The sequence below is a fragment of the Paenirhodobacter sp. CAU 1674 genome, from assembly GCF_029222945.1.
Lineage (GTDB): Bacteria > Pseudomonadota > Alphaproteobacteria > Rhodobacterales > Rhodobacteraceae > Rhodobacter.
In genome coordinates this window covers 1-16,120 of the sequence record NZ_JARHUH010000001.1, presented here as the reverse complement: position 1 = coordinate 16,120, position 16,120 = coordinate 1, and the positions used below count along the sequence as shown (strand labels likewise).

The 16,120-nt window shown below is 65.6% G+C and carries 12 protein-coding genes; 11 read left to right on the top strand and 1 reads right to left on the bottom strand.

Going from position 1 to position 16,120, the window contains the following annotated elements; translation table 11 throughout:
* Nucleotides 1-11 precede the first annotated feature (11 nt).
* The 9 genes from P2G62_RS00060 to P2G62_RS00020 all read left to right on the top strand — a co-directional run bounded on the left by P2G62_RS00060 (nucleotide 12) and on the right by P2G62_RS00020 (nucleotide 10,651).
* Nucleotides 12-1,337, top strand: a complete 1,326-nt coding sequence (locus P2G62_RS00060; protein ID WP_275732806.1) for an FMN-binding glutamate synthase family protein — start codon at nucleotides 12-14, stop codon at nucleotides 1,335-1,337.
* 55 nt (nucleotides 1,338-1,392) lie between these two features.
* A complete protein-coding gene (glnT, locus tag P2G62_RS00055; protein ID WP_275732805.1) occupies nucleotides 1,393-2,697 on the top strand; it encodes a type III glutamate--ammonia ligase in 1,305 nt (434 codons plus the stop codon).
* A 60-nt stretch (nucleotides 2,698-2,757) separates the two neighbouring features.
* Nucleotides 2,758-4,008 (top strand): sarcosine oxidase subunit beta family protein, encoded by a 1,251-nt coding sequence (locus P2G62_RS00050; RefSeq protein ID WP_275732804.1) that lies wholly within the window; start codon nucleotides 2,758-2,760, stop codon nucleotides 4,006-4,008.
* A gap of 28 nt (nucleotides 4,009-4,036) precedes the next feature.
* Nucleotides 4,037-4,327, top strand: a complete 291-nt coding sequence (locus tag P2G62_RS00045) for a sarcosine oxidase subunit delta (protein WP_275732803.1) — start codon at nucleotides 4,037-4,039, stop codon at nucleotides 4,325-4,327.
* Nucleotides 4,324-7,257 carry a sarcosine oxidase subunit alpha family protein gene (locus P2G62_RS00040; RefSeq protein ID WP_275732802.1) on the top strand — a complete coding sequence of 978 codons (2,934 nt, stop codon included), beginning with the start codon at nucleotides 4,324-4,326 and terminating at the stop codon, nucleotides 7,255-7,257. Before P2G62_RS00045 ends, P2G62_RS00040 begins: the two co-directional genes overlap by 4 nt.
* Entirely contained in the window at nucleotides 7,250-7,816 is a 567-nt protein-coding gene (locus P2G62_RS00035) for a sarcosine oxidase subunit gamma family protein (RefSeq protein ID WP_275732801.1), read from the top strand. Before P2G62_RS00040 ends, P2G62_RS00035 begins: the two co-directional genes overlap by 8 nt.
* Nucleotides 7,813-8,703: a bifunctional methylenetetrahydrofolate dehydrogenase/methenyltetrahydrofolate cyclohydrolase FolD gene (gene folD, locus P2G62_RS00030; protein ID WP_275732800.1), complete on the top strand. Its 891-nt coding sequence runs from the start codon at nucleotides 7,813-7,815 to the stop codon at nucleotides 8,701-8,703. The genes P2G62_RS00035 and folD overlap by 4 nt, the downstream gene beginning before the upstream one ends.
* An 85-nt stretch (nucleotides 8,704-8,788) precedes the next feature.
* Nucleotides 8,789-9,673 carry a formyltetrahydrofolate deformylase gene (purU, locus tag P2G62_RS00025; RefSeq protein ID WP_275732799.1) on the top strand — a complete coding sequence of 295 codons (885 nt, stop codon included), beginning with the start codon at nucleotides 8,789-8,791 and terminating at the stop codon, nucleotides 9,671-9,673.
* Nucleotides 9,674-9,925: 252 nt separating this feature from the next.
* Entirely contained in the window at nucleotides 9,926-10,651 is a 726-nt protein-coding gene (locus P2G62_RS00020; RefSeq protein ID WP_275732798.1) for an FCD domain-containing protein, read from the top strand.
* On the opposite strand, the gene P2G62_RS00015 is transcribed toward P2G62_RS00020, so the two are convergent.
* The gene (locus tag P2G62_RS00015) at nucleotides 10,599-11,924 is read right to left on the bottom strand and encodes an ABC transporter substrate-binding protein (protein ID WP_275732797.1); all 1,326 of its coding nucleotides are present in this window, start codon (nucleotides 11,922-11,924) and stop codon (nucleotides 10,599-10,601) included. The genes P2G62_RS00020 and P2G62_RS00015 overlap by 53 nt on opposite strands.
* Before the next feature lie 172 nt (nucleotides 11,925-12,096).
* Between P2G62_RS00015 and P2G62_RS00010 the strand changes: the two genes are divergently transcribed.
* Both P2G62_RS00010 and P2G62_RS00005 read left to right on the top strand, forming a co-directional pair.
* Entirely contained in the window at nucleotides 12,097-13,440 is a 1,344-nt protein-coding gene (locus P2G62_RS00010; protein WP_275732796.1) for an NAD(P)/FAD-dependent oxidoreductase, read from the top strand.
* A 65-nt stretch (nucleotides 13,441-13,505) separates the two neighbouring features.
* Nucleotides 13,506-15,875 (top strand): aminomethyltransferase family protein, encoded by a 2,370-nt coding sequence (locus tag P2G62_RS00005; protein ID WP_275732795.1) that lies wholly within the window; start codon nucleotides 13,506-13,508, stop codon nucleotides 15,873-15,875.
* Nucleotides 15,876-16,120: the final 245 nt, after the last annotated feature.

Sequence of the window (16,120 nt, the reverse complement as noted above, 5' to 3'; positions counted from 1 at the left end):
GGATCTGAGAGATGGAAAATACTCCGCACACCAAGCCGCGCGACAGCTGGACCTTCAGCCCCGAGATCAACGCCGAGATCCGCCGTGCCGCCGAAACCGGCATCTATGACATCCGCGGCGGCGGGGCGAAACGGCGGGTGCCGCATTTCGACGACCTGCTGTTCCTCGGCGCCTCGATGTCGCGCTACCCGCTCGAAGGCTATCGCGAGAAATGCGACACCTCGGTCACGCTGGGCACGCGCTTTGCCAAGAAACCGATCGAGCTGAAAATCCCGGTGACCATCGCTGGCATGTCGTTTGGCGCGCTCTCGGGCCCGGCGAAAGAGGCCTTGGGCCGTGGCGCCACGATGGCGGGCACCTCGACCACCACGGGCGACGGCGGCATGACCAACGAAGAGCGTGGCCATTCGGAAAAGCTGGTTTATCAATACCTTCCCAGCCGTTACGGCATGAACCCCGACGATCTGCGTCGTGCCGATGCGATTGAAATCGTGGTGGGCCAAGGTGCGAAACCGGGCGGCGGCGGCATGCTGCTGGGTCAGAAGATCACCGAACGGGTCGCGGGCATGCGCAACCTGCCCGTTGGCATCGACCAGCGCTCGGCTTGCCGTCACCCCGACTGGACCGGGCCGGACGATCTGGAAATCAAGATCCTGGAGATCCGCGAAATCACCAATTGGGAAAAGCCGATCTACATCAAGGTCGGTGGCGCGCGCCCCTATTACGACACCGCGCTAGCGGTGAAAGCCGGGGCCGATGTGGTGGTTCTGGACGGGATGCAGGGCGGCACCGCGGCCACGCAAGACGTGTTCATCGAACATGTCGGTCAGCCGACGCTGGCGTGCATTCGCCCCGCAGTGAAGGCGCTGCAGGATCTGGGCATGCATCGCAAGGTGCAGCTGGTGGTCTCGGGCGGTATCCGCACCGGCGCGGATGTGGCCAAGGCGCTGGCGCTTGGCGCCGATGCGGTGGCGATCGGCACTGCGGCGCTGGTGGCCCTGGGCGAGAATGACCCGAAATGGGCCGCCGAATACACCAAGCTCGGCACCACGGCCGATGCCTATGACGACTGGCACGAGGGCAAGGACCCGGCCGGCATCACCACCCAGGACCCCGAGCTGATGAAGCGGCTCGACCCGGTCGAGGCGGCGCGCAAGTTGCGCAACTACCTCGCGGTGCTGACGCTGGAATGCCAGACCATCGCGCGCGCCTGCGGCAAGAGCCATGTCCACAACCTCGAACCCGAGGATCTGTGCGCGCTGACGATCGAGGCTGCGGCCATGGCGGGGGTTCCGCTGGCGGGCACCAGCTGGATCCCGGGTCAAGGCACCTTCTGAACACTGACGGGCGGGGCAGGGACCCCGCCCGCATCCAACAACAGGGAATGATGCAATGACCGATCTTGCCGCCTTCGCCCGCGAAAAGGGCGTGAAATACTTCATGATCTCCTACACCGACATGTTCGGCGCGCAGCGCGCCAAACTGGTACCGGCGCAGGCGATTGCCGATATGCAGACCGATGGCGCGGGCTTTGCCGGCTTTGCCACCTGGCTCGATCTGACGCCGGCGCATCCCGACATGCTGGCGGTGCCAGATGCGCCCTCGGTGATCCAGCTGCCGTGGAAGAAGGATGTGGCCTGGGTCGCGTCGAACTGCGTTATGGACGGTGCGCCGCTGGATCAGGCGCCGCGCAACGTGCTGGCGAAGCTGATCGGCGAGGCCGCCGAGATGGGGCTGGAGGTGAAAACCGGGGTCGAGCCCGAATTCTTCCTGCTGACCCCCGAAGGCACCGCGATTTCGGACCCTGCCGACAATGCGGTCAAGCCCTGCTACGACCAGCAGGCGGTGATGCGCCGCTATGATGTGATCGCCGAGATCTGCGATTACATGCTGGAACTGGGCTGGGAACCCTACCAGAACGACCACGAGGACGCCAACGGCCAGTTCGAGATGAACTGGAAATACGACGGCGCCATGGCCACCGCCGACAAACACAGCTTCTTCAAGTTCATGGTCAAATCGGTCGCCGAAAAGCACGGGCTGCGCGCCACCTTCATGCCCAAGCCGATCATGGGCCTGACCGGCAACGGCTGCCATGCGCATATCTCGGTCTGGGATACGAAGACCGGCAAGAACGCCTTCGCCGATGACAGCAAGGAACTGGGCCTGTCCGACAGCGGGCGTCACTTCCTGGGCGGGATCATGAAACACGCCTCGGCGCTGGCGGTCATCACCAACCCGACCGTGAACAGCTACAAACGGATCAACGCGCCGCGCACCATGTCGGGCGCGACCTGGGCGCCCAACACCGTCACCTGGACCGGCAACAACCGCACCCATATGGTGCGCGTCCCCGGCCCGGGCCGGTTCGAACTGCGCCTGCCCGACGGGGCGGTGAACCCCTACCTGCTGCAGGCCGTCATCATCGGTGCCGGGCTGTCGGGTCTGCGTTCGAAGGCCGATCCGGGGCCGCGCTACGACATCGACATGTATGCCGAGGGCCACAAGATCGAGGGCGCGCCGAAGCTGCCGCTGAACCTGCTGGACGCGATCCGCTATTATGACGCCGACAGCGAATTGAAGGCGATCATGGGCGAGGACTTCTCGACCGGGTATCTGAAACTGAAGATGCAGGAATGGAACAGCTTCGTGAACCATTTCTCGCGTTGGGAACGTGAAAACACCCTCGACATCTGATCCTGACCGGACCGGCCGTCCGGGCCGGTCCTTCCTTCCCTTTCTGGATGATCTGACATCATGCGCTTTTCCGGCTTTCGCGTCGTCAAAGAGGCCCTGACCGGCCACCACGGGTGGAAACCCCTGTGGCGCAACCCCGCGCCGCAGCCGGCCTACGATTATGTCATCGTGGGCGGCGGCGGGCACGGTCTGGCGACCGCCTATCACCTGGCCAAGGTCTTCAAGGGCACGCGCATCGCGGTGCTGGAAAAGGGCTGGCTCGGGTCTGGCAATATCGGGCGCAACACGACGATCATCCGCTCGAACTATCTGCTGCCGGGCAACGAACCCTTCTACGAGTTCTCGATGAAGTTGTGGGAGAACATGGAGCAGGAGTTCAACTTCAACGCCATGGTCAGCCAGCGCGGGATCGTGAACCTGATCCACACCGACGCGCAGCGCGATGCCTATCGCCGCCGCGGCAATGCGATGCTGCTGGCCGGCGCGGATGCCGAACTGCTGGACCGCGACGGCGTGCGGGCGATGTATCCCTGGCTGAATTTCGACAATGCCCGCTTCCCGATCAAGGGCGGGCTGTTGCAGCGCCGGGCAGGCACGGCGCGCCATGACGGCGTGGCCTGGGGCTATGCCCGGGGCGCCGATCTGCTGGGCGTCGACATCATCCAGAACTGCGAAGTCAGCGGCTTTCGCATTGAAAACAATCGTGTTCTTGGCGTCGAGACCTCGCGCGGCTATATCGGCGCCAAAAAGGTTGGTGTCGCGGTGGCGGGGTCGTCGGGCCGGGTCATGGCGATGGCGGGCATGCGCCTGCCGATCGAAAGTCACGTCCTGCAGGCCTTCGTGTCCGAAGGGCTCAAGCCCGTCGTGGATGGCGTCATCACCTTCGGCGCCGGGCATTTCTATGTCAGCCAGTCCGACAAGGGCGGGCTGGTCTTTGGCGGGGATATCGACGGCTACAACTCCTATGCGCAGCGCGGCAACCTGCCGGTGATCGAGGACGTGGCCGAGGGCGGCATGGCGCTGATGCCCGCGATCGGGCGCGCGCGGCTGTTGCGCGCCTGGGGCGGGATCATGGACATGTCGATGGACGGCAGCCCGATCATCGACCGCACGCCGATTGACGGGCTCTATCTCAACGCGGGCTGGTGCTACGGCGGGTTCAAGGCAACGCCCGCCAGCGGTTACGCCTTCGCACATCTGCTAGCCACCGACCGCCCGCATGAAACCGCCACCGCCTACCGGCTGGACCGGTTCGCCCGCGGCTATGTCATCGACGAAAAAGGCATGGGCGCGCAGCCCAACCTGCACTGATTTTCCTCGCATCATTCAAGGCACGATCATGCTGATCCCTCATCCCCTCCTTGGCCCCCGCGACGCGCAGGAGTTCACCTATCTGGGCGACGCGAGCCTGCTCGACCGCCCCGATGGCATGGCCGACACCGCACCCGAGGCCTTCGCCGAGTATGTCTATCTGCGCGACAATCCGGCCGGCGTGCATCGCGAGCTGTGGTTTCACGAACAGGGCGACCGCAGCTGGCTGATCGTCACCCGCAACACGGTGACGCATGAAATCCTTGGCGCCGAACTGGCGCGCGATGTGGCCCTGGCCACCATTGGGGGTGCGCAATGACCCGGCTTTCCGGCGGTCTGATCGACCGTGGCACCACGCTGAACTTCACCTTCGACGGGCGCGCGATGACCGGCCATCCCGGCGATACGCTCGCTTCGGCGCTTTTGGCCAATGACGTGCGGCTGATCGGGCGTTCGTTCAAATATCACCGCCCGCGCGGTCTGGTCGCGGGGGGTTCGGAAGAACCCAACGGGATGGTCGAGTTGCGCAGCGGCGCGCGGCGCGAACCCAACACCCGCGCCACGATGGCCGAGCTTTTCGACGGTCTGTCCGCCGACAGCCAGAACCGGATGGGATCGCTCGGCTTCGATCTGCTGGCGGTCAACGACCTGATGTCGCCCTTCTTCGCGGCGGGCTTCTATTACAAGACCTTCATGTGGCCGCGCGCCTTCTGGGAAAAGCTGTACGAGCCGATGATCCGCCGCGCGGCGGGCTTGGGCAGCCTGTCGATGCTGCCCGACCCGGACAGCTATGACAAAGGCTTCCTGCATTGCGATCTGCTGGTGATCGGCGGCGGCGCGGCCGGTCTGGCGGCGGCGCTGACCGCGGCGCGCGCAGGCGCCCGGGTCATTCTGGCGGACGAGGATTTCCGTCTGGGCGGGCGGCTGCTGGCCGAATCCCACACGCTGGACGACGCCCCCGCGACCGAATGGATCGCGCAGGCCGAGGCCGAATTCGCCAGCCTACCGAACCTGCGGGTGATGCGCCGCACCACGGTTTTCGGCGCCTTCGACCACGGGATTTACGGCGCGGTTGAACGGGTGGGCGACCATCTGGCAACGCCGGGCAAGGGCGTGCGCCAGACGCTGTGGCGGATCACTGCCAAGCGCACGGTTCTGGCCGCCGGCGCGACCGAGCGGCACATCCCCTTCGCCAATAACGACCGTCCGGGCGTGATGCTGGCCGGCGCGATGCGCGCCTATGCCAACCGCTGGGCGGTGAGCCCCGCGCAGACGGTGGCGATCTTTACCAATGGCGACGATGGCCACCGCACGGCGCTGGATCTGGCGGCCAAGGGCGTGCGCATCGCAGGCGTGATCGACACCCGCGCGGATGCCCGCGCGCAGGGCGATTATCCGCTGTTTGCGGGCGCCGTGGTCAGCGATACCAAGGGCCGTCTGGGGCTCAAGCGCATCGCTGTGACGCGCGAAGGCCAGACCCAGTGGATCGAAGCGGGCGCCCTGGGGGTTGCGGGGGGCTGGAACCCGAATGTGCATCTGGCCAGCCATCACCGCGGCCGCCCGGTCTGGAACGACGACCTGCTGGCCTTCCTGCCCGAACCGGGCGCGGTGCCGGGGATGGCCGTGGCCGGGGCCGCCAACGGGCAGGGCTCGACCCACGGCGCGCTGCACTCGGGGGCGCAGGCCGCGCTTGACGCGCTGGCGGGTCTTGGGATCACCGCGCCCGCACCCGATCTGCCGCGGGCCGAAGATGCGCCCGTCACGCAGGCCGCGTTCTGGCATGTGCCGGGCAAGGGCCGTGCCTGGGTCGATTTCCAGAATGACGTGACGGTCAAGGACATCAAGCTTGCGCATCAGGAAAACATGCGCCCGGTCGAGCATCTGAAACGCTGGACAACGCTGGGCATGGCGACCGATCAGGGCAAGACCGCCAATGTCACCGCCCTTGCCGTGATGGCCGAGCTGTCGGGTCAGTCGATCCCGGCCACCGGCACCACGATCTTTCGTCCGCCCTATACCGGCGTGTCGCTGTCGGTGCTGGGCGGCGGCGATACCGGGCCGAACTTCCGCCCGCGCCGCCTGACGCCCACGCATGAATGGGCGGCCTCGCAGGGTGCCGTCTTCGTCGAGGTCGGGCAATGGATGCGTGCGCAATACTTCCCCCGCAAGGGCGAAACCCATTGGCGCGAAACCGTCGACCGCGAGGTTCTGGCGACCCGTGCCGGTGTGGGACTGTGCGATGTCACCACGCTGGGAAAGGTCGACGTGCAGGGCGCCGATGCGGGCGAATTCCTGAACCGGATCTATGCCAACGCCATGGGCAGCCTGAAGGTCGGCATGGTCCGCTACGGGCTGATGCTGCGCGAAGACGGGCACGCCTATGACGACGGCACCTGCGCGCGTCTGGCCGAAGATCACTACGTTGTCACCACCACCACGGCGCAGGCCGGTCCGGTCTATCGCCATATGGAATTCGCGCGCCAGTGCCTGTGGCCCGATCTGGACGTGCAGCTGATCTCGACCACCGACGCCTGGGCGCAGATCTCGGTCGCGGGGCCGAATGCGCGCAAGCTGCTGGAACGTGTGGTCGACGGGTTCGATCTGTCGAACGCGGCCTTCCCCTTCATGGCCTGCTCGGAACTGACGGTCTGCAAGGGTCTGCGCGCGCGGCTGTTCCGCATCTCCTTCTCGGGGGAACTGGCCTATGAAATCGCGGTGCCTGCACGCTATGGCAATGCGCTGATGGCCCGGATGATCGAGCTGGGAGCCGATCTGGGCGCCACCCCCTACGGGACCGAGGCCCTGGGCGTCCTGCGCATCGAAAAAGGCCATGCCGCGGGCAACGAGCTGAACGGCCAGACCACGGCGCAGATGCTGGGCATGGGCCGGATGGTCAGCACCAAGAAGGACAGCATCGGCGCGGTGATGAGCCGCCGCGAGGGGCTGACCGCCGAGACCCGCGTTCTGGTGGGCCTGCAGCCGGTCGATGCCAGCGCGCGGGTGGCCGCCGGGATGCATCTTTTCGCCCAGGGTGCTGCGCAAGACACCCGGGCCGATCAGGGCTGGATCACCTCGGCCTGCTATTCGCCGCATGTCGGTTCGATGATCGGGCTCGGGTTCCTGGCCGATGGCGCGGCGCGGATCGGCGAGGTGATCACCGGCGCCAACCCGCTGGAAGGCCAAAGCACCGCGCTGCGTGTCGTATCCCCGCATTTTGTCGATCCTGAAGGAGGACGGCTCCGTGACTGACCTGACCCCGATGACGGCCCTTGGCGGCCAGAGCGCACGCGTGCAGACCCTTGGCACGCTGAGCCTGAGTGAAACCCCCGATCTGGCGCTGGCCTCGCTGTCGCTGCGCCGGGGCGCGGTGCAGCCGGTGCCGATGGGCCTGCCGCTGCCCGGCCCCGGTGGCTGGACCGCCGGGCAGGGACTGTCCGCCTTCTGGACCGGCCCCGGGCAATGGATGATCGAAGCGCCGGGCCGCGCCGAGGCGGGGATCGAACAGGCGCTGAAACAGGCCGCCCCCGATTGCAGCGTGACCGATCAGACCGACGGCTTCGCTGCCATTGAAATCACCTCGGGCGCGGGCGGCGCGCCGATCCGGGCGCTGCTGGAAAAGCTTGTCAATCTGGATGCCGCCGGGTTTGGCCCCGGGTCCGCCACCCGCACCGGGCTGGAACATATGACCGTGTTCGTGATCCGCCGCGCCGAAGACCGGCTGGCGCTGATCGGGATGCGCTCGCTCGCCGGGTCGCTTTGGCACGCGGTGGAGCGCGCGGCGCAACATTTGCAGGAGGGCACGCAATGACAGCCACACGGATCGACGGGAAGGCGTTTGCGGCGGGGGTTCGGGCGCGGGTTGCCGAGCGGGTTGCGCGTCTGAAGGAAGAACAGGGGATCGTGCCGGGTCTTGCGGTGGTTCTGGTGGGCGAGGACCCGGCTTCCGAGGTCTATGTGCGCAACAAGGGCAAGCAGACCGTCGAGGTCGGCATGAACAGTTTCGAGCACAAGCTGCCGGCCGAGACGTCAGAGGCCGAACTGCTTGATCTGATTGGCAAACTCAATGCCGATCCGGCGGTGCATGGCATTCTGGTGCAGCTGCCGCTGCCCGGGCATCTGAATAGCGATCTGGTGATCAACGCGATCGACCCGGCCAAGGATGTGGACGGGTTCCATATCTCGAACGTGGGGCTTCTGGGGACGGGCCAAAAGGCGATGGTGCCCTGCACGCCGCTCGGGTGCCTGATGATGCTGCGCGACCATCTGGGCAGCCTCAGCGGGCTGAACGCGGTGGTGGTCGGGCGTTCGAACATCGTCGGCAAGCCGATGGCGCAGCTGTTGCTGGGCGACAGCTGCACGGTGACGATCGCGCACAGCCGGACGAAGGATCTGGCGGCACTGTGCCGGGGCGCGGATATCCTGGTGGCCGCGGTGGGCCGCCCCGAGATGATCACCGGCGATTTCGTGAAACCCGGCGCCACGGTGATCGACGTGGGCATCAACCGGACCCTGCGTGACGGCAAGGTCAAGCTGGTGGGCGATTGCCATTTCGACAGCTGCGCCGCGGTGGCGGGCGCGATCACCCCGGTGCCCGGCGGCGTCGGCCCGATGACCATCGCCTGCCTGCTGGCCAATACCCTGACCGCCTGCTGCCGCGCCAACGGCCTGCCCGAACCCGAAGGGCTTACGGCGTAAGTCACCGAAAAATAAACCGCGTTTCAGGGAGAGACGCATTCCCCGGCAACCGCCGGACCAACAGTCACACCGACGGGAGACCGACATGACGAAATACTGCCTCACCGTAGCCTGCCCGACGAAGCGCGGCATCGTCGCCGCGATCGCCAATTACCTGGCCGATCAGGGCTGCAACATCACCGACAGCTCGCAATTCGACGACACGCTGACCGGCCAGTTCTTCATGCGCGTCAGCTTCGCCTCGCAAGAGGGCAAGGATCTGGCCACGCTGGAAAAGGACTTCGCCGCCACCGCCAAGGCCTTCGCGATGACCGCCAGTTTCCATGACGAGGCCGAGAAGATGAAGGTCGTGATCATGGTCTCGCGCTTCGGCCACTGCCTGAACGACCTGCTCTATCGCACCCGCATCGGCGCGCTGCCGATCGAGATCGTCGCGGTGATCTCGAACCACATGGATTACCAGAAAGTCGTGGTGAACCATGACATCCCGTTCCACTGCATCAAGGTCACCAAGGAAAACAAGCCGGTGGCCGAAGCCGCCATCATGCGCGTCGTCGAAGATGCGGGCGCCGAGCTGATCGTGCTGGCGCGCTATATGCAGATCCTGTCGGACGAGATGTGCAAGAAGATGTCGGGTCGGATCATCAACATCCACCATTCGTTCCTGCCGTCCTTCAAGGGCGCCAACCCCTACAAGCAGGCCTATGAGCGCGGCGTGAAGCTGATCGGGGCAACCTCGCATTACGTCACCGCCGATCTGGATGAAGGCCCGATCATCGAGCAGGACACGATCCGCGTGACCCATGCGCAATCTGCCGAGGATTACGTCAGCCTTGGCCGCGATGTCGAAAGCCAGGTTCTGGCCCGCGCGATCCATGCCCATATCCACCGCCGGGTGTTCCTCAATGGCAACAAGACGGTGGTCTTCCCGGCCAGCCCGGGCAGCTACGCCTCGGAACGGATGGGCTGAGCCCGACCCGTGGACGGGGGGCGCTGCCCCCCGGCTTCCTTTCAGGAAGCTCCCCCCGGGATATTTCGACCAGAAAGAAAACCAGCTTTGCGCGTTCTTTCTGGTCGAAATATCCCCGGGGGTGAATTCGGCACAGCCGAAGAGGGGGGCGGCGCCCCCCTGCCAGCCGAGGGCGCGCGGTTTGCATCTGGCATTCCCCGACCGTCACAGTATTCTTGGCCCAGCATTCCGTCTTGGACCAAGGATTTTCCCGTGCCTCCTGCCTCTGGTCGTGCTCTCACAACCCCGCCGGGCGAACCTGTCGTCGGGGCGACGGTGCAATATGTCATCGACACACTCACCACGCGGATCGTCTCGCTGGAATATGGCGTGGACGAACGGCTGCCGTCGGAGCGCCAGCTGGCGCAGGATCTTGGGGTGGCGCGCAACACGGTGCGCGAGGCGCTCGATCAGTTGGAGGATCGCGGCATGATCCGGCGCCGGGCGGGATCGGGGTCGTTCGTGACCTATGACCCGAGCGGCGCGGCCACGGCGGCCTCGCCGGTGGCGGCCGAGACCGGACCACTGCAATTGCAGGTGGTGCGCGGCATCTTCGAGCCGGAAATGGTGCGTCTGGCGATCATCAACATGCCGCCCCGGCAGATCGAGGCCCTGGGCGAGATCCTGTCGCAGATGGAGGCGGTGGCGGGTGACGCGGGCGCCTTTGTCCGCCTGGAAGAGGAATTCCACCGCCAGATCGCGATGGGCACCGCCAACCCGCTGCTGATCGCCTGCTACAATCTGGTGATCGACGCGCGCCGGCAGTCGTTTCGCGGCGCGATGTATCGCCGCCATCTGACGCCAAACCGGATCGCCACCTATCAGCGAGGCTATAATGCGCTGTTCAACGCGATTGCCGCGCGCGACATCGAGGCGGCGAGCGAGTTTATGAAGTTGACGCTGATTGAGGATCAGAAGCTTTTGATGCAGGACGACTGATCCGGCCGCGCCGGACCGGTTGCAGCCGCTGGTGCCACATCTGGCCGAGCGATTCCAGGTGGCGGGCCAGCCGGTCGCCGTGCTGCCCAAGCCAGTTCAGGACCGAGCCGAATTCGACGATCTTGGCGCGTCCCTCCACGATCCGCACCACCGGCCAGTCGCCCACCAGCGCATTGTCGATGCCGAAGATGTCGGCCCCGGTCCAGCGTGCCGGGCCGAAGGCATGGGGCATCACCTGGCTGCGCTTCATCGCTGCCAGAACCGAGACCGGCTCTGTCGTGTCGGCGCTTTCGACGGCGGCGTGCCACAGATCGAGGATCGAGGCATATTCCCAGCTGACCGCGGTCCATTCGCCCGGAAACCGTTCGTTATAGGCCGCGAAGAACGCCTCGGGGCGGCGGAAGAAGAACGCGGTATCGGCCAGCGCGGGATCGTCGAAATCGGGGAACTGGAAGGTGTAGCGCGCCATGAACTCGGCCGAGGTCTGCGCGATCATCTGCGGGTAGTCATCGGCCGTGCAGGCCAGGATTTCACCTTGGAAGCCCTGCGCGAAGGCGGCTTCGGTCAGCGCACGCATCATCGGCGGTGCCGACGAACACCAGCACAGCACATCGGGGGCGCCCTCCAGCATCGCGCGCACGATACCCGCCGCGTCGGTGTCATCGGGGGCATAGCGGATTTCGCGCACCATCTCGCGCCCTGCCGCCTCGAATGCGGCGCGATAGACCGCCAGAGAGGGCAGGCCTAGACTGTCGGTCTGGCTGCACAGCGCCACACGCCGCGCCGCGGGGCGGTTGCGCGCCAGCCAGTCGACCCCGGTCACGTTGAACAGCGGGTGCACCTCGGAGGGGGCGATCAGATAGGGCGTGTCGGGCGACAGATCCGACGGCAGCAATGTGGCCACCAGGGCCCGGCGCGCCATCAGCCAAGGCAGGGCGGGGGCGAAACTGTCGCCGCCCAGCGTCAGGATCAGCCGGGCATCTAGATCGTCGACCAGTTCGCGCGCGGCCTCCAGCGTGGCGGCGCCGCTTTGTGCGGAATCGCGTGCGACGATCTCGATCGGATGCCTGCGCCCGCCGATCATCAACCCGCCGCGCGCATTCAACCCCTCGGCCCACAGCTGGCACCCATCCAGCCCCGGACGCCCCCATGATTCCTCGGGGCCGGACAGCGGCGTCAGAAACCCGATCCGCACCGGCATGCGATTCTTGACCCCGAGTCGGGGCAGGGAACCAGTTACGGCAAGGCGCTGCGCGAATGAAGATGTGCTCATATTTTGACCTATAGCCTTTTTTTATGGGCCTGGAACGCCAAAAAATGAGGAAATAAATATTCCGTGCAGGAAAATTTATTGACCGAAGAGGGGTGTCGCCCGCCTTGTTGGTTCATGCCGAAGGAACCAGTTGGGAAATCTGGTCCATACCGGAAAGAACAGGGAGACTGCCATGACCAAACGCGTTGCCATCATCGGTGCCGGACCTTCCGGCCTTGCCCAGCTCCGGGCGTTCCAGTCCGCGGCCCAGAAAGGGGCCGAGATCCCCGAAGTCGTCTGCTTTGAAAAGCAGTCGGACTGGGGCGGGCTGTGGAACTACACCTGGCGCACGGGTGTCGATGAGAACGGCGAGCCGGTGCATTGCTCGATGTATCGCTACCTGTGGACGAACGGCCCGAAAGAGGGGCTGGAATTCGCCGACTATTCCTTCGAGGAACATTTCGGCAAGCAGATCGCCTCTTATCCGCCGCGCGCGGTGATGGTCGATTACATCGAGGGTCGGGTGAACAAGGCCGGTGTGCGCGACTGGATCCGGTTCAACTCGGTGATCCGTTTCGTCGAATATGACCGCGATGCCGATGACTTCACCGTCACCGTGCATGACATGGCCAAGGATCATGTCTACAAGGAACGCTTCGATCACGTCATCGTCGCCTCGGGGCATTTTTCCTCGCCCAACGTGCCCGAATACCCGGGGTTTGCCGATTTTCACGGCCGCATCGTCCATGCCCACGACTTCCGCGATGCGCGCGAATTCGAAGGGCAGGACGTGCTGCTGCTGGGCTCGTCCTATTCGGCCGAGGACATCGGGTCGCAATGCTGGAAATACGGCGCGAAGACGGTCACCACGTCGTATCGCTCGGCGCCGATGGGGTTCAACTGGCCCGACAACTGGGAAGAGAAGCCCGCGCTGCTGAAGGTCGAGGACAAGACCGCCTATTTCGCCGATGGCACCAGCAAGAAGATCGACGCGATCATCCTGTGCACGGGTTACAAGCATTACTTCCCGTTCCTGCCCGACGATCTGCGGCTGAAGACCAAGAACCGGCTGGCCACCGCCGATCTGTATAAGGGCGTGGTCTATGTGCATAACCCGAAGATGTTCTATCTGGGCATGCAGGACCAGTGGTTCACCTTCAACATGTTCGACGCCCAGGCCTGGTATGTGCGCGACATCATCCTGGGCCGGATCGAGGTGCCCGCCGACAAGCAGGTTCTGATGGCCGATGTGGCCGAACGCGAAGCCCGCGAAGAGGCCTCGGATGACGTGAAATACGCGATCAAATACCAGGGCGCCTATGTCAAGGAACTGATCGCCGACACCGATTATCCCAGCTTCGATGTCGACGGCGCCTGCGAGGCCTTCTTCGAATGGAAGCACCACAAGGCTGACGACATCATGGCCTTCCGCAATCACAGCTACAAATCGGTGATTACCGGAACCATGGCCGAGCCGCACCACACGCCGTGGAAGGATGCGCTCGACGACTCGATGGAAGCCTATCTGCGCGCCTGACCTGTCCCTCCCCTGACCGGGGGGGCTGGTCCCCCCCGGATTTTTTCCAAGGATCGAGACCCGGAATGCTGTTGCCGCCCGATAGTCTGTTTCGCCCCGGCCCGCCCGTGCCCTCGCGCGCGCGCAGGCCTGCCGCCTTCGGGCTTGGCCCCGCTGAAGAGCGCCACTTGGTGCCCGCAGGGGGGGCGCTTGTCGTGCCGATCGCGGCAGGCGACCGGCTGGAAATTGTCAATGACGAAGGCGGGCAGCGCTGCGAATTGCTGGCGGCGCACCCGGGCGGGCGGGTCGATTGCGGGCTGCTGGGCTGGCGTGCGGATGTCCCGGCCGAGGGGCTGCGCGCGCTGCTGGGCGGGGGCGAAGCCTCGCTGCACCGGCTGCGCCGGGCGCTGGAGCGCCGCGGGATCGAGCTGGCCGGCGCGATGGCGATCGGCCTGTTCGGCGCGGCCTCGCGCGCGGGCGAGGCGGTCAGCTTCACCGCGCAGGGCGAGGGGGTGGCCATCGTCGCCGCCCCGGGGGGCGCGATGGATCTTGAACGTCAGGATACGTCCACGCCGCTGACCCTGAAACTGACCCGCGCCAATCCGCGTGCGACGGGCCGCTTTGCGCTGCCCGATCCGCTGGCCGACCCGATCCTTGATCTGCGCATCGCCTCGGCCACCGCCGAAGCCTATGTCGTCAAGGCTGGCGAATTCATCCAGATCCTGGATGTGGACGGCCGCCAATGCACCGATTTCCAGTGTTTCGACGCGCGCAAGCTGGATCGTGGCATCCAGAACCCGCTGGATGTCACCACCACCCGCACGCTGATGGGGCACGCCTATCCGAACCCCGGCCTGCATGCGAAATACTACGATCAGGACTTCACGCCGCTGGTCGAGGTGATCCAGGACACCTGCGGGCGCCACGATGCCTTCGCCATGGCCTGCGCGTCGAAATACTACGACGACATCGGCTATCCGGGCCACGCCAATTGCAGCGACAACTTCAACGCCGCGCTGGCCGCGCATGGGGTCGATCCGCGTGCGGGCTGGATGGCGGCGAATTTCTTCTTCAACACTGCGATTGATGCCCATGGCGTGATGATCGCGGACGAGCCCTGGTCGCGGCCGGGCGATTATGTGCTGCTGCGCGCGCTGACCGATCTGGTCTGCGTGTCCTCGGCCTGTCCCGATGACACCTCGGCCGCCAATGGCTGGAACCCCACAGACATTCATGTGCGCAGCTATGCCCCGACCGAGCGTTTCCAGCGCGCCTCGGCCTGGCGCGCCACCCCCGATGCGGAGCCGATCATGACGCGCGAAACTGCCTTCCACGAAAACTTCGCCGCGCTGACCCGCGATTTCGTCGATTACAAGGGGTTCTGGCTGCCCAATGCCTTCCCCGAATGCGACCCGGTCGAAAGCTATTGGGCCGCGCGCGAAGGCGTGGTGGCGATGGATCTGTCGGCCCTGCGCAAGTTCGAGGTCACCGGCCCCGATGCCGAGGCGCTGCTGAACTGGGTGCTGACCCGCGACGTGTCCAAGCTGGGCCATGGCCAGGTCGTCTATTCCGCGATGTGCTATCCGCATGGCGGCATGATCGACGATGGCACGCTGTTCCGGCTGGGCGATCAGAATTTCCGCTGGATCGGTGGCTCGGACGAGGGTGGCGCGTGGATGCGCGAAGAGGCCGCGCGGCTGGGCCTGAACGTGCTGATCCGCTCGTCCACCGATCAGATGCACAATCTGGCGGTGCAGGGGCCGAAATCCCGCGAGTTGATGGGCGCGATCCTCTGGACCGCCCCGCATCAGCCGGCGCTGGCCGATCTGGGCTGGTTTCGCTTCACCGTGGGGCGCATCGGCGGCCCCGAGGGCGTGCCGGTCGTCGTCTCGCGCACCGGCTACACCGGCGAGCTGGGCTATGAAATCTTTTGCCACCCGAAACACGGGGCCACCGTGTTCGAGGCGGTGTTTGCGGCCGGAAAACCCCTTGGGATCAAACCGATGGGTCTGGCGGGGCTGGACCTGTGCCGGATCGAGGCGGGGCTGGTCTTCGCGGGTTACGATTTCTCGGACCAGACCGACCCGTTCGAGGCGGGGATCGGCTTCACCGTGGCCCTGAAATCGAAGACCGCCGATTTCGTCGGACGCGAAGCGCTGATCCGGCGCAAGGAAACGCCCGCGCGCAAATTCGTCGGGCTGGAAATCGACGGCCACGATCCGGTCGGCCATGGCGATTGCCTGCGCATCGGGCGCGCGCAGGTGGGCGAGGTCTGCTCGGCCATGCACAGCCCGCGCACCGACCAGTGGATCGCGCTCGCGCGCATCGACGTGGCCCATGCGGGCCTTGGTACGGCGGTCGAGGTCGGGCGGCTTGACGGACAGATCAAACGCATTGCGGCCCGGGTCACGCCCTTCCCGCATTACGACCCGAAAAAGGAACGTCCGCGGTCCTGAGCGCGGCGGTCCAAAGGAATTCCGCGGCCCAAGGGGCGCGCGGCGATCCGGGGCAGGGAGCCCCGGCAGACGGCCCCGGGAAACCGGGTTGGGAGGCAAGAAAATGGGGAGAAACAGCCCCGTCCACACCAACAGGGAGCCTTTGACGTGGAACAGGACCTTGCGACATTGGCGGCTTCGGTCGCCGAACTGAAGGCGAAGGCGGCGATGACCGGCACGACCTTCTCCGAGACGTTTTATTTTCT